Below are 13848 nucleotides of genomic sequence, written 5' to 3'. Positions count from 1 at the left end.
CGTGAGAGGCAACCCAATCGTGATGCAGGGCGACCCAAGGCTGATCATCCATTGCGGCTTTCATAAAACCGGCAGCACCGCCCTGCAGGCAACGCTGCGGTCAAGCGAAACACGATTACGCGCCGCCGGGTTCCTCTATCCTTGCGCCGGAAGCCGGGACCGACCAGGCCGGATCAGCAGCGACCCCAGCAGCAGCGCGCACCACAACCTGGCCTGGCACATGGTCCGCCACCAGCTCTGCAACCCCGCGCATGGCGATCCTCCTGCCATGCTCGCCGAAATCGCAGGATTTGCAGGCGATGTTATCCTGTCGAGCGAGGAGTTCGAAACCTTGCTGACCGGCGCCGACGGTCCCGCCATCCTGCACGGTCTGGCGGGCCAAGCCGGCCGGAAACTCGTTTTGGTCATCTACCTTCGCAACCAGATTGCGTATGCCGAAACCCTGTTCCTCGAACTGATCAAACACGGCATCGGCACCGATTACGAACGCCACGCCGATGAAATCCTGCAAACCGGCCACCGCCGGTTCGAAGAGGCGGTGCATTGCTTCGACTATCAGCGTGCCCTCGCCCCGCTGCGGGCGAGCACCGATGCCACGATCATCCTGCGCAACTACCACGACCTCGGCCCCGGCGGCATCGTCGCCGATTTCGCTGCCCTGTTCGGCCTCACCGATGTGCTGCAACCAAGCCCCGGTCGCGAAGCCGCCAACCAGCGCCAACCAACCCCAACCGCGCTCTATACGTTCCATCGCAACCGCACCGGCCAGCGGCCCTCGCCGATCGAGCGCAACCGCATCATGCGCATCGCCGCCAGTGCGGATCAGTCCACCAGCAGCGCCGATCTGCAACAGCGCTTCGCCAGACGCTTCGGCCCGGGCAACCGGGCGCTCTGCGCGGAATGGCAATTATCAACCAATGGGCTCGAAGCCGCTCACATGGTCCGCCCGGCATCCGAAATTCCGCTCGAAGCGCTGTTTTCGTTCGAAACCCAGTGCGCCATCACAACGCCCGAAACCGCGGACCTGCCCGCCTGGCTCGCCGCAATCGGGCTCGAAAACACGACCATCCCGCTCTCGGCCCGCATCCTCGATCGCCTCCAACAAGCACACCGCTACCGCCGCAGGGTCGCCGATCGCGTCATCAACAAAATCTTCAACGAACCCGGCTCAGCCCCCGCGCCTGCACCGTCGTCACCCCGCTGAACCGCCGCGCAACCGCAACGCCGGCCCCACCGAAGCCACCAGCAGCAAACTCGCGACCACCAGCGGCAACCCCGCCGTCCACACAGTCGCCACGCCGCCGGGCCCGAGACAATTCGCATACACCGAGGTGAACAACAGCGGCCCGATCAACGCGGTCAGCCCGGTCAAACTCGCCAGCAACCCCTGCAACCGCCCCTGCTCGGCATCGCTTACCCGATGCGCCATCACGCCCTGGACCGCCGGCATCGCCAATCCCCACAGCGAAAACACCGGTACACCCAGCCAGAACACCATGCTGTGCCGGGCAAAACCAAAAATCAGAAACCCGATCGCACCACCCGCCAACCCCATCGCCAGCGCCCGTACCTCGCCGAACCGATGCACCACCGGCCCCACCAGCAACCCGCCGACCAAGGCAAACCCCACCCCCGCCGCCGCCAGGGTCAACCCGATTTCGAGCGGCAACCAGCCATATCGGTCCTGCACATAGAGCACGAGCACCGAAGGCACCGCCTGCAACGCCAGCGTTCCCAACGCATACACACTCGCCGGTGCGGCTATCCGCGGCCGCCTGAAAAACCCCAGCGCCGATAACGGATTCAACCCCCGCCAACTCAGCCGCGTGCGCGCCCGGCGCGACAGGGATTCCGGCAACGCCACCAACCCATACAAAAAATTCGCAAGCGCCAGACCCGCCGCAAACCAGAACGGCAGCCGCAACGAAATGCCGCCCAAAATGCCGCCCAGCGCCGGCCCCAACACAAACCCCAGCGCCGCCGCGACACCCGAAACCCCGAACGCCGCCGCCCGCCGCTGCGCCGGCGTCACATCCGCAATATACGCATTCGCCGCCGCTATATTCGCCGACGATGCCCCCGATAAAATCCGGCCGACAAACAACCACGCCACATCCGGCGCCAACGCCATCACCGCAAAATCAACCGCCTGCCCCAGACATGAAAATAAAATCACCGGCCGCCGGCCAAACCGGTCCGACAACGCCCCCAACACCGGCGCTGTCACAAATTGCATCGCCGCCCACGCCGCGCCAAAAAACCCGAATACATGCGCCGTCAACACCACATTGCCGGACACCAACCCCAAAACCAGCTTCGGCAACACCGGCAACACAATCGCCATCGCCAACATGTCCAACAAAATCGTGGCCATGATAAACCCAAACGCCGCATCCCGCCGCCCCGCCACGCGGCTGATCATGGATGGGAGTTGGGGGTTGGGGCGCCGGTAAATAAGTAAGGCCAGGGGCTCTGCCCCTGGACCCCGTTAAAGGCGGAGCCTTTAAAATCCATTAGTTTTAGGCAAGGGGAGGGCTGTCGAGGCCAGATCGACGGAAAATCCGAGGCAGCGCCCTCCCCTTGCCTAAAACTAGCGGGTTCTAAGGGCTCCGCCCTTAGCGGGGGTGCAGGGGGCAGAGCCCCCTGGCCTTGCTTGCTTAACCGTCCCCAGCCCCCAGACCTCATCCGTAATCGGCCTCGGTCGTGACGTCGTGGATACGGTCAGAGGCGAAGGCGTGGAAGATCGGGGATAGCGCGGTCGAGACGACGACGTTGACGATGAAGGTCGCGATCGCGATGTAGCAGGGGAAGGTATAGCCTGCGATGTGGAACGGGTAGATCGATCCTGCCAGGTGATTGAGTAGTGCGTAGTGCGTGGCAAGGCCGATGCCGCAGGCCCAGCCGACCAGCAGGGCCCAGCCGTTGTAGAAGCGCGTGAACAGGCTGAACACGATGGCGGGGAAAATCTGGATCATCCAGATGCCGCCAAGCAATTGCAGTTGGATGGCGTATTTCAGCGGCAGCGCGAAGATGAAGGCGAGCGCGCCGATGATCATCACGATGGAAAACAGCCGCGCGACCATCGATTCCTGTCCGGCGGTGACGCGCGGGTTGATGAACTGGCGCCAGATGTCGCGCGTGAAGATGTTCGCGGAGGCGATCGCCATGATGGCGGCGGGCACCAGGGCGCCGATCGCGATGGCGGCGAACGCGATGCCGACGAACCAAGGCGGCAGAGTGTGGATCAGCAAGGCGGGGACCGCGAAATTGGTGCCGAATTCCTTAAACCCGGCCGCGAATTGCGGCATGGTCGCAACGCCCGACGCGACCGCCATGGCTCCAAGCAGCGTGATCAGCCCGAGCATCAGCGAGTAGGCCGGCAGGATCACCGCGTTGCGCCGCACCACTTCGCTCGATCGCGCCGAGAGCACGCCGGTGGTTGCGTGCGGGTATAAAAACAGCGCCATCGCCGAGCCGAGTGCGAGGGTGGCGTAGCCGGAATAGAGCCCGCCGCTGCCGGCCGGCGGCTTGGGCAGCAGCAGCTTGGCCGGCGCGATTTTTGCAAAAATCGCGCCGAACCCGCCGAGTTCGGCTGGGATGACGATGATCGCGACAATGATGGTCAGATAGATCAACAGATCCTTGACGATCGCAATCATCGCCGGCGCGCGCAGGCCGGAGGTGAAGGTAAACGCCGCCAGAACCAGAAAGGCGATGATCAGCGGCAGATGCGCGCCGAATCCCGCCCCGGTGATCCCCAATCCGCCGATCACGGTCTGCATTCCCACCAGTTGCAGCGCGATATACGGCATGGTCGCGACGATGCCGGTTATCCCCACCGCGAGCGCCAGATAGCGATTGCCGTAGCGTCCGCGCACGAATTCCGGCCCGGTGACGAAGCCGTGCTTGGCGGAGACGCGCCATAATTTCGGAAAGATCACATACAGGATCGGGTAGGCGACAATCGTGTACGGCACCGCGAAAAACGCCAGCGCCCCGGCACCGAACATCAGCGCGGGCACCGCGATGAAGGTGTAGGCGGTGTAGATATCCCCGCCGATCAGAAACCACGAGATGATCACCCCGAATTGTCGCCCGCCGAGGCCCCATTCATCGAGCCTGGTCATGTCCCCGCTGCGCCAACGCCCGGCGGCAAACCCCAGGCCGAGCACGAGCACGAGTAGAACCGCAAAAATGACGATCGCGATATCCATGGTCCTGCCCTCAGCTCTCGGCTTTATAAACGATGAAGATAATCACCGCCGAGAGCGGCACGGCTACCAGCTGATACCAGTAGAAGAACGGAAACCCGAACACCGCCGGAAGGGCGTGGTTGTAGAACGGCACCCACAGCGTGCCGATGAACGGGATGAGCAGCAGAAACCGCCAGGCGGACACGCGTCTGCCGCGCTCCGGCTCCGGCTCGCGTGATGACCAATCGGGTGATGACATGGCGTGGCTTGGACCTCCCGGTTTCATGGCCCCGATGCCGGAGCCGTTACCGGAGGTTTAGGCCGATCCCTCAAGCCGTGGCAAGAATCCCGCGCCCGGACAGCACAATGATCGCGCACGCGGCACCGGCATCCGGAAAAACCGGATGGAATGAACGCACGTCGCGGCCCCGCCGGATCGGGCGCTGGATCGGGCGCTGGATCGGGCGCTGGATCACCGCATGGCATCGCCGGTGGCAAGCGCGGGCGCAGCTTCGCGCTGTTCGGCCACCCGCACGCCCCACATCAGCCCCGCATAGATCACCGATGCGATCACGAGCCCGACGAACCAGGAATATGTGTAAAGTGTGACGAACAGCGGCGCGACATGGGTGAAGCTCGCCGGAAACGCCGCGTTCAGAAACCCGGGCAGATTGGGCAGAATGCTCAGGATCAACGCCGCGAGTGCGGCGAGGTTCCAGCCACCGCGATAGGTGTAGCGGCCGTTCGCTCGATATAAATCAGCGACATCGAGCCGCCGGTTGCGGATGAACACATAGTCGACGATCAGAATCCCGGCGATGGGGCCGAGCAGCGCGGAATAGCCGATCAGCCAAGTGAAGATGTAGCCATGCGTCGAAGCCAGGATCTTCCAGGGCATCATCACGATCGCGATCACCGCGGTGATCATGCCGCCGGTCCGGTAACTGACATGACGCGGGCTGAGCGACGAAAAATCATAGGCGGGGCCGACCAGATTGGCCGCAAGGTTGACGCTGATGGTATCGACCAGAAGAAACACCAGCGCGAGCAGCACGGCCGCGCCGCTCATTTTGCCGGCCAGGGTCACCGGGTCCCAGATGGCGGCACCATAGATCACCACGGTGCCCGAGGTGACGAGCACCGAGAACACCGCGAGCAGCCCCATCGGCACCGGCAGCCCGATCGCCTGACCGATCGCCTGATCGGCGCGGGTTTTGGCAAAGCGCGTAAAATCGGGAATGTTCAGCGCAAGCGTCGCCCAGAAGCCGACCATCGCGGTGAGCGAGGGAAAGAACACCGCCCAGAACTGCCCGGCCTTCGTTCCACCGGCGGCGAAGGCGGACGGTTTGTCGAGCAGCGGGCCAAAGCCGCCAACCTTATGGTAGACCCAGCCCAGCAGCAGCGCGCAGATCACGATTTTGGCCGGTGCGGTGTAGGTCTCGAGCTTACGGATCGCCTCGATGCCATGCAGCACGTACCAAAGCTCGATCGCCCAGAACAGCAGAAAGCAGACCAGTTGGGCAGCATTGATGCCGAGCACCGGGATCGGCGCACCGCCGATCGGATGGCCAACCAACACGCCACCCAGCGTGTAGATCATTTCACCGCCGAACCAGGTCTGAATGCCATACCAGCCGCACGCGACCAGCGCGCGCATCATCGCGGGCAGCCTGGCCCCGGTGGTGCCGAACGAGGCACGGGCGAGCACCGCGTAGGGAATGCCGTAACGCGCACCGGCATCGCCGATCAGCAGCATCGGCACCAGCACGATCAGATTGCCGAGGAAAACCGTCAGCACCGCCTCCGACCACGACATGCCGGCGCCGATCATGCTCGAAGCCAGCGTGTAGGACGGGATGCACATGACCATACCGATCCAGAGCGCGACGAAATGATACCAACGCCAACTGCGCTGCGCCGCCGTGGTGGGGGCAAGGTCGGCATTGGTCAGGTCGGTTTGGGCGTCGGTCGCACGGGTCATGTCAGGGCCTCGGCGTTGGGGACTGCTGGGGTGTGGCGAAGCGGGTTGTTGGGGTGATCCTGCCACGTCTGGCGCAGGCCGGCGGTTTGCGGCTGCATGGTGATGCAGCCGGTGACCGGGCAGATGTGATGGCACAGGTTGCAGCCGACGCATTCCGCCTCGATCACCTCATAGGTGCGCGGCCCATCGCCGCGGCGCGCAACGATGGCCTGGTGCGCGGTATCCTCGCAGGCGATGTGGCACAGGCCGCAGCCGATGCAGCTGGCCTGATCGATCCGGGCGATGGTCTTCCAGGCGAGGTTGAGGTCGTGCCAGGGAACATAATTGCCGAGCGCCCTGCCCCGCAGATCAGCGATGGTCGCGTGGTGTTTGCTATCCATCCAGTTCGCCAAACCATCGGTCAGATCATCGATGATGCGGAATCCGTAATGCATCGCGGCGGTGCAGATCTGCACCATGCCCGCACCGAGGGCGATGAACTCGGCGGCGTCGCGCCAGGTGGCGATGCCGCCGATGCCCGAGATCGGCAGGCCGGCCATCGCGGGATCGCGCGCGATGTCCGCGACCATGCGCAGCGCGATCGGTTTGACCGCCGGGCCGCAATAGCCGCCGTGCGTGCCGAGACCATCGACGGCCGGCAGCGGGGCGATACTGTCGAGATCGACACCGACGATCGACTGGATGGTGTTGATCAGAGCCACCCCGTCGGCACCGCCGGCCCGGGCGGCGCGCGCGGGGATCAGGATATCGGTGATGTTGGGCGTGAGTTTGACAATGACGGGCATCCGCGTGTGCTGCTTGCACCAGCGCGTGACCATTTCGACATACTCCGGCACCTGCCCGACCGCCGCGCCCATGCCGCGCTCGGACATGCCGTGCGGGCAGCCGAAATTGAGCTCCACACCATCGGCGCCGGTCTCCTCGACACGCGCCAGGATCGCTTGCCAGCTGGATTCGGTGCAGGGCACCATCAGGCTCACGATCATCGCGCGATCGGGCCAATTGCGCTTGACCGCGGTGATTTCCCGCAGGTTGAGTTCCAGCGGGCGGTCGGTGATCAGTTCGATGTTGCTGAGCCCGGCGAGGCGCTCACCCTGGAAGCCGAGCGCGCCGTAGCGGCTGCTGGCGTTGACCACCGGTGGGTCTTCACCCAGGGTTTTCCACACCACGCCGCCCCAGCCGGCGCGAAAAGCGCGCTCGACGTTATAGGCTTTGTCGGTCGGCGGCGCGGAGGCGAGGAAGAATGGGTTGGGCGCGCGGATGCCGGCAAAGCTGGTGCGAAGATCAGCCATGATGCGCCCCTTGATCAAGAAAACGATCGATCGCGGCGGCGGCGCATTTGCCGTCCTGCACCGCGCGAACCGTGAGATCGGTGCCGGCGACGCAATCGCCGCCGGCGAACACGCCGGGCAGGCTGGTGGCATGGGTGAGCGGATCGATCAGGATGCGGTTGGCGTGCAGGGCGGGGCCGGTTGCATCGCCCGCCACCAGGGTCTGGCCGACCGCCTTGAGCACCATGTCCGCCTCGATCGTGAAGTGATCCGCCAGGGCGTGCAGCGTGCCGGCCGGGTCGAGTGCGGTGCGCGCGAAGCGGACGGCGCGGAGCGCGCCCTCACCTTCGAACGCGACCGGCGTGGCCCACAGCCGGAGTGCGACGCCGTTGGTCAGCGCCCAGTCCTGTTCCGCCCCGGTGGCACCCATCGCCGCGCGGTCGCGCCGGTAGACAATGGTCACGAGTTCGGCGCCGAGGCGTTTGGCCTGGGTCGCCGCATCGATCGCGGTGTTGCCGCCGCCGATCACGACGACGCGCCGCCCGATCGCGACAGCGGCGGGATGGCTCTGGCGCAGGCCGGCAATGAAATCGACCGCATCGATCACCTGCGGCAAATCTTCGCCCGGCAGCGCCAGCGCCTTCACCCCGGCCTGACCGAGGGCGATGAACACGGCATCATGCGTCTGACGAAGGGTTGGCAGGTCGATGTCACGGCCAAGGCGCTGGCCGGTTTTCACGGTGATGCCGCCGATGCCGAGAATGAAGGCGATTTCGCGCGCGGCGAAATCATCGGTCAGCTTATAGGCGGCGATGCCGTATTCATTGAGCCCGCCCGGTTTGTCGCGCGCCTCGAACAGCGTGACGGCGTGGCCACGCAGCGCGAGCGCGTGGGCGCAGGCGAGCCCGGCGGGTCCCGCGCCGACGATGGCGACATGCCGCCCGGTGGCGGGTGCACGCTTGAAGCTTTGCGGTGCGCGCATCGCATGGTCGGTCGCGACCCGTTGCAGTGCGCCGATCGCGACCGGCTGCTGTTCCTGCGCCGTCCGCACGCAAGCACCCTCGCAGAGAATTTCGGTGGGGCAGACCCGGGCACAGGAGCCGCCGAGGATGTTCGATTTCAGAATGCGCTGACCCGCGCCGGTCAGATTGCCGGTGGCGATGCCGCGGATGAAGCCGGGGATGTCGATGCCGGTCGGGCAGGCGGCGATGCATGGGGCGTCGTGACAAAAATAGCAGCGCGCCGCCGCGATGGCGGCCTGGTCGGGCGACAAAGCGGGGTGGATATCGGCGAACAGGGTTTCGAGCCGCACCGGATCGAGCCGGGAACAGGCGATATCGGGCGGCGACAACAATGCATCCGGGACGGACCTATCGTTCATACCAGGGAGCCTCCGTGACCGAAATGAACTTGACCAAACCTGACTGCTCGGTCAAGTTATTTCTGAAATTGATCAGATGGCCTAATTTTCAGCGAGGTATGATCGGAGATCGTGCAAGATTCGGCGCAAGATTCGCCCGAGGCGATCGCGGCGTTGCCTGTTGGCAAGGCAGCCGGCGCGCGGCAGAACCGCTCGGTGCGGATCGTCCAGCGCAGTCTGGCGCGGGCGGAGCCGGTCTTCGCGCAGGCCGGGCTGGCCGGGGCGACGATGGCGAGCCTTGCCGCGGCAACCGGGTTGCCGCGCGCCAATCTGCATTATCATTTCGGAACCAAGGAGAACCTGTACGCGCAGGTGCTCGAGAACATCCTCGCCCTCTGGCTGGATGCTTCGGACAGTATTCATCCCGGCGCCGAGCCGGGGACTGCGTTCCGCGCCTATATCGCGGCGAAACTATCCTACTCGCGCGACCGGCCGTTCGCCTCGAAAGTGTTCGCCAACGAGATTTTGCACGGCGCGGTGCATCTGCGGTCGTATCTCGGCCTCGAACTCCGCCGCAAGGTCGATGAAAAGGCCGCGGTGATCGAGGGCTGGATCGCCCAGGGCAAGATGGACCGGGTCGATCCACGGCATCTGCTGTTCCTGCTCTGGGCGATGACCCAGACCTATGCGGATTTCGACAGCCAGATTGCGGCCGTGCTCGGCGTGCCGGCGCTGGGCGCCGAGCAGTTCGCCGCCGGCCAGGCGCTGATCGTGCAACTCGTGCTGCGCGGCTGCGGCATCGATCCACCCTCACCCAAGGAGCGTTGATGAGTCTGTTGATCAGGGGCGGCACAATCGTGACCGCCGAGCGGATGGCGCGGGCCGACGTGCTCTGCGCGGACGGCATCATCACCGCGATCGGGCCGGATCTCGAGGCACCGGGTGGTGCTGTGGTGGTCGATGCCGAGGCCGCCTTCGTGATGCCCGGCGGCATCGATCCGCACACGCATATGGAACTGCCGTTCATGGGCACGGTGGCGAGCGAGGATTTTTACACCGGCACCGCCGCAGGCCTCGCCGGCGGCACCACCATGATCATCGATTTCGTGATCCCCGGGCCGACCGAGTCGCCGCTTGATGCCTATCACATCTGGCGCGGCCGGGCCACGAAAGCTTCAGCGGATTACAGCTTCCATGTCGCGATCACCGGCTGGTCAGAGCGGGTGCATGCGGAGATGGGCATTCTGGCGCAGCGCCACGGGGTGAACAGTTTCAAGCATTTCATGGCCTACAAGGGCGCGATCATGGTCGATGACGGCGTGCTGCTGAACAGTTTTGCCCGCGCGCTGGAACTCGGCGCGATGCCGACCGTGCATGCCGAGAACGGCGAGGCGGTGTTTCATCTCCAGCGCAGCCTGCTCGCTGCCGGCATCACCGGCCCCGCGGGCCACGCGCTGTCCCGCCCGCCGGCGGTGGAGGGCGAGGCGGCCGAGCGGGCCATCACCATCGCCAATGTCATCGGCACACCGGTCTATATTGTGCATGTCTCGACCGAACAGGCGGCGGCTGCCATCGCGCGGGCGCGCGCAACCGGCCAGCGCGTGTTCGGCGAGGTGCTGGCCCAGCATCTCGTGATCGACGAAAGCGTCTATCACCACCCCGATCCCGCGTTCGCCGCCGCCCATGTGATGAGCCCGCCGTTTCGCGCCAAACACCACCAGAACGCGCTATGGGCAGGGCTCGCGTCGGGCCAGTTGCAGACCACGGCGACCGATCATTGCTGTTTCTGCGCACCGCAGAAGGCCGCCGGGCGTGATGATTTCACCCTGATCCCCAACGGCACCGGCGGTATCGAGGATCGCATGAGCGTGCTCTGGCATCATGGCGTGCGCAGCGGCCGGCTGACGGCGCAGGAATTCGTGCGCATCACCTCGACCAACACGGCGCAGATCTTCAACATCCATCCGCGCAAGGGCAGCATCGCGGTCGGTTCGGATGCCGATATCGTGGTGTGGGACGGCGCGGCGCTGCGGCGGATTTCCGCCAGCACGCATCACCAGAACGTCGATTTCAACGTGTTCGAGGGCATGGAGGTCACCGGTGTGGCGCGCCACACGATTGCCGGCGGCGCATTGGTCTTCACCGAGGGCGATCTCCGCGCGGTGCGCGGTGCCGGGCGCTACATCGAGCGCCCCTGCTTCACGCCGGCGGTGCCGCGCCCTGCGGCGCTCGACAGCCTGGTGCGCGGCGCGTGACGGCCCATCCAGCGGACCGGCGCATCACCTGGTGCCCGACCGACAGCTGGAATTTCCTGTCCTTCGCCATCGGCATGCTGGCCGAGGCCTATGCGTTCGGCGTGGCATCGGTCGCGACCGGCTGGGTCAGCATTCCGAAATCGCTGCTCTCGCTGTTGCTGGCCTGGGCGCCGATCTGGCTGATCATCGGCATCGCGATCTCGGGCCCCTTGTCGGACCGGCTGGGGCGCAAGCTGATGTTCTATGTCACCATGGCGCTGTACGGCGTGGGTGCGCTCGGGCTCGCATTCAGCCAGGGCTACGGGCTGATCCTGCTGTTTCTGGCGATCATGCTGCTGGCCTCGGGTGGCGAGATGAACACGATCCTGATCGCCTCGCATGAGCTGATGCCGCCGCGCCACCGGGGCAAGGCGACGATGGCGGCGGTCAGCTTCGTCTCGATCGGCGGGCTGGTGCTCGCGGTGGCCGCGTTTTCATCATCCTACGGCTCGGTGCCGGTCCAGCGCGCGGTGGTCGGCGGTGTGGGGTTCGTGATCGTTGCCGTGCTCTTCTATGTTAGGGGCCGGACGCCGGAATCGCTGCGCTGGCTCTACGGCATCGATCCGGCGCGGGCGCTGCGCGAGGCCGAGCATTTCTACCCCGATCAAGCGGCCGCACGGATCGGCGCGATCGAGGCGGAGTTGCGCACGTCCACCACAGCGACATCGTCATGGCGACAGGTGATGGGCTTGACGCGCATGGGCCTGAAGCTCGCGTGCAGCACCATGATGTCGTTCGGCAACGCGGCCGGCTATGGCATGATCACCTACGTGGTCGGGCCGTATTTCTTCAAAAACCTGACCGATCAAATTCTGTTGGCCGCCGGGCTGGCGGCGGTGATTTCCGGGGCGATCTTCCTCTCGGGCGACCGGTTCAGCCGGCGCCGAACCTTGCTGCTCGGCTATGTCGCCTGTGCAGGGATCAGCCTGATCATCGTGCTGACGCGCGGCTGGTGGCACAGCGACGCCTTGCGGTTTCTCGCATTGGTGTTCGTTTTGAACTTCTTCATCAACATCGCGTATATCACCGAAGATACGTTCAAGGCCGAAATCTGGCCGACCGCGGTGCGCGGTTCGATGACGGCGCTGGTACGGTTCATCTCGATCGGATGCTATGTCGTGACCATTTTCGTGACCCAGAACCTGACGATCGGCGAATATCTCGGCTTCAACCTCGCGGTCTGGCTGGTCGGGCTGGCCGGGGCGGCGCTGTGGTCGGCATTCGGCATCGAAACCGGCGGCGGCGCGGCGCTCGGCATCGCCTCGGGCGAAACGATCGCCGATCACTCATGAACGCCCGGCTGAACCTGAACGCGCTCGGCCCGCTCACCGCCTATGAGGATGCGGCGGCAGCAGTCCATGAAATCCGCCGCATCTACGACCAGAGCCTCGCCCGGATCGGCGCCGGGTTCCGCGCCCTGGTGGCCGATCCACAAGCGCCGGGCCCGGTCGAGGCACCCTACCCCTACGTCGCGTTTTCGGTGGCGCAAGAGCAACTCAACGTCGATGCGCGGCTGTCGCACGGCGTGTTTCTCGAACCCGGCATCTATGGCACGACGCTGACACGGCCGGATATTTTCGGTTCCTACTACCACGAACAGATCAGCCGGCTGATGCATCACCACGGCTGTGCCGTGCATGTCGGCCCCAGCGCGACGCCGATCCCGCTCGCGTTCGCCGCCCCGGATGCCTCGGGTGCCGCCGCCGATTTCGATTACGAGGCGCTGCTCGATCGCTCGACCAAGCCCGATCTATGGGCGATCAACGACGCGATCGCCAACAGCACCAACCGGCCGCTGGTTGATGCGCCGAACCCGCTGTCGCTGTTCACCGCCGAGCGGGTCGATTATTCGATCGCGCGCCTGCACCATTACACCGGCACGGCCCCGGGTCATTTCCAGTCCTTTGTGCTGTTCACCAATTACCAGCGCTATGCCGATGCCTTCGTGGTCTATGCGCGCGCGCAACTCGCGGCAGGTGAGGTCAGCGCCTTCGTCGGGCCCGGCGATATCGAGATCGCCGCGGGCGGCACGATCGATCCCGACGCATTCAGCCGCAATCTGCCGCAAATGCCCGCCTATCATATCAAACGCCCGGACGGCGACGGCATCACCCTGGTCAACATCGGCGTCGGGCCGAGCAATGCCAAGACCATCACCGATCATATCGCGGTGCTGCGGCCGCATTGCTGGCTGATGGTAGGCCATTGCGCCGGGTTGCGGCGCGGCCAGGTGCTCGGCGATTACGTGCTGGCGCATGGCTATGTCCGCGCCGATCATGTGCTCGACGATGATCTGCCGCTGTGGGTGCCGGTCCCCGCGATCGCGGAGGTGCAGGTGGCGCTGGCCGAAGCGACCTCGCTGGTCACCGGCCTGCGCGACCATGAGTTGAAAACCCGGCTGCGCACCGGCACCGTCGCGACCACCGACAACCGCAACTGGGAAATCCAGCTCGACACGTATTTCGCCGCCTTCAACCGCAGCCGGGCGATTGCGGTGGATATGGAGTCCGCCACCGTCGCGGCCAACGGCTTCAGGTTTCGGGTGCCCTACGGCACGCTGCTCTGCGTATCGGACCGGCCGCTGCACGGGCAGTTGAAACTGCGCGGCATGGCCAATGAATTCTACCGCACCAGCATCGATCAACACATCATGATCGGCATCGAAACCATGAACATTCTGCGCCGCCAGGGCGTCGAACGGCTGCATTCGCGCAAGCTGCGCGGCTTCGTCGAACCCGGATTCCGCTAA

The 13848-nt window shown here is 65.1% G+C and carries 11 protein-coding genes; 5 read left to right on the top strand and 6 right to left on the bottom strand.

From position 1 onward, the window contains the following. Position 1 precedes the first annotated feature (1 nt). A complete protein-coding gene (locus tag BW994_RS07130; RefSeq protein ID WP_139334021.1) occupies positions 2-1204 on the top strand; it encodes a hypothetical protein in 1203 nt (400 codons plus the stop codon). On the opposite strand, the gene BW994_RS07125 is transcribed toward BW994_RS07130, so the two are convergent. The 6 genes from BW994_RS07125 to BW994_RS07100 form a co-directional block, all read right to left on the bottom strand. Next, on the bottom strand, positions 1193-2422 hold the full coding sequence (locus BW994_RS07125; protein WP_245594058.1) for an MFS transporter: 1230 nt from the start codon (positions 2420-2422) through the stop codon (positions 1193-1195). The genes BW994_RS07130 and BW994_RS07125 overlap by 12 nt on opposite strands. A 259-nt stretch (positions 2423-2681) precedes the next feature. Then, a complete protein-coding gene (mctP, locus tag BW994_RS07120; RefSeq protein WP_029310963.1) occupies positions 2682-4214 on the bottom strand; it encodes a monocarboxylate uptake permease MctP in 1533 nt (510 codons plus the stop codon). A gap of 10 nt (positions 4215-4224) precedes the next feature. Then, entirely contained in the window at positions 4225-4452 is a 228-nt protein-coding gene (locus tag BW994_RS07115) for a DUF3311 domain-containing protein (RefSeq protein WP_081849011.1), read from the bottom strand. 213 nt (positions 4453-4665) lie between these two features. Continuing rightward, complete coding sequence (locus BW994_RS07110) at positions 4666-6174, bottom strand: NCS1 family nucleobase:cation symporter-1 (RefSeq protein ID WP_029310965.1); 1509 nt, start codon at positions 6172-6174, stop codon at positions 4666-4668. After that, the gene (preA, locus tag BW994_RS07105; RefSeq protein WP_029310966.1) at positions 6171-7466 is read right to left on the bottom strand and encodes an NAD-dependent dihydropyrimidine dehydrogenase subunit PreA; all 1296 of its coding nucleotides are present in this window, start codon (positions 7464-7466) and stop codon (positions 6171-6173) included. Before preA ends, BW994_RS07110 begins: the two co-directional genes overlap by 4 nt. After that, positions 7459-8826, bottom strand: coding sequence for an NAD(P)-dependent oxidoreductase (locus BW994_RS07100; RefSeq protein WP_051657188.1), 1368 nt, complete (start codon positions 8824-8826; stop codon positions 7459-7461). The genes preA and BW994_RS07100 overlap by 8 nt, the downstream gene beginning before the upstream one ends. 111 nt (positions 8827-8937) lie before the next feature. Between BW994_RS07100 and BW994_RS07095 the strand changes: the two genes are divergently transcribed. Genes BW994_RS07095 through BW994_RS07080 form a run of 4 tightly spaced genes read left to right on the top strand, consistent with a single transcriptional unit; the run spans position 8938 to position 13848 of the window. Beyond that, a complete protein-coding gene (locus BW994_RS07095; protein ID WP_076454424.1) occupies positions 8938-9633 on the top strand; it encodes a TetR/AcrR family transcriptional regulator in 696 nt (231 codons plus the stop codon). Continuing rightward, entirely contained in the window at positions 9633-11060 is a 1428-nt protein-coding gene (hydA, locus tag BW994_RS07090) for a dihydropyrimidinase (RefSeq protein ID WP_029310969.1), read from the top strand. Before BW994_RS07095 ends, hydA begins: the two co-directional genes overlap by 1 nt. After that, positions 11057-12391, top strand: coding sequence for an MFS transporter (locus BW994_RS07085; protein WP_029310970.1), 1335 nt, complete (start codon positions 11057-11059; stop codon positions 12389-12391). The genes hydA and BW994_RS07085 overlap by 4 nt, the downstream gene beginning before the upstream one ends. Further along, positions 12388-13848: an AMP nucleosidase gene (locus BW994_RS07080; RefSeq protein WP_029310971.1), complete on the top strand. Its 1461-nt coding sequence runs from the start codon at positions 12388-12390 to the stop codon at positions 13846-13848. The genes BW994_RS07085 and BW994_RS07080 overlap by 4 nt, the downstream gene beginning before the upstream one ends.

Origin of the sequence: Acidiphilium rubrum (assembly GCF_900156265.1) — a bacterium.
GTDB lineage: Bacteria > Pseudomonadota > Alphaproteobacteria > Acetobacterales > Acetobacteraceae > Acidiphilium > Acidiphilium rubrum.
Note: the sequence above shows the minus strand (reverse complement) of the source record. Positions and strands in the feature narration are given on the sequence as shown.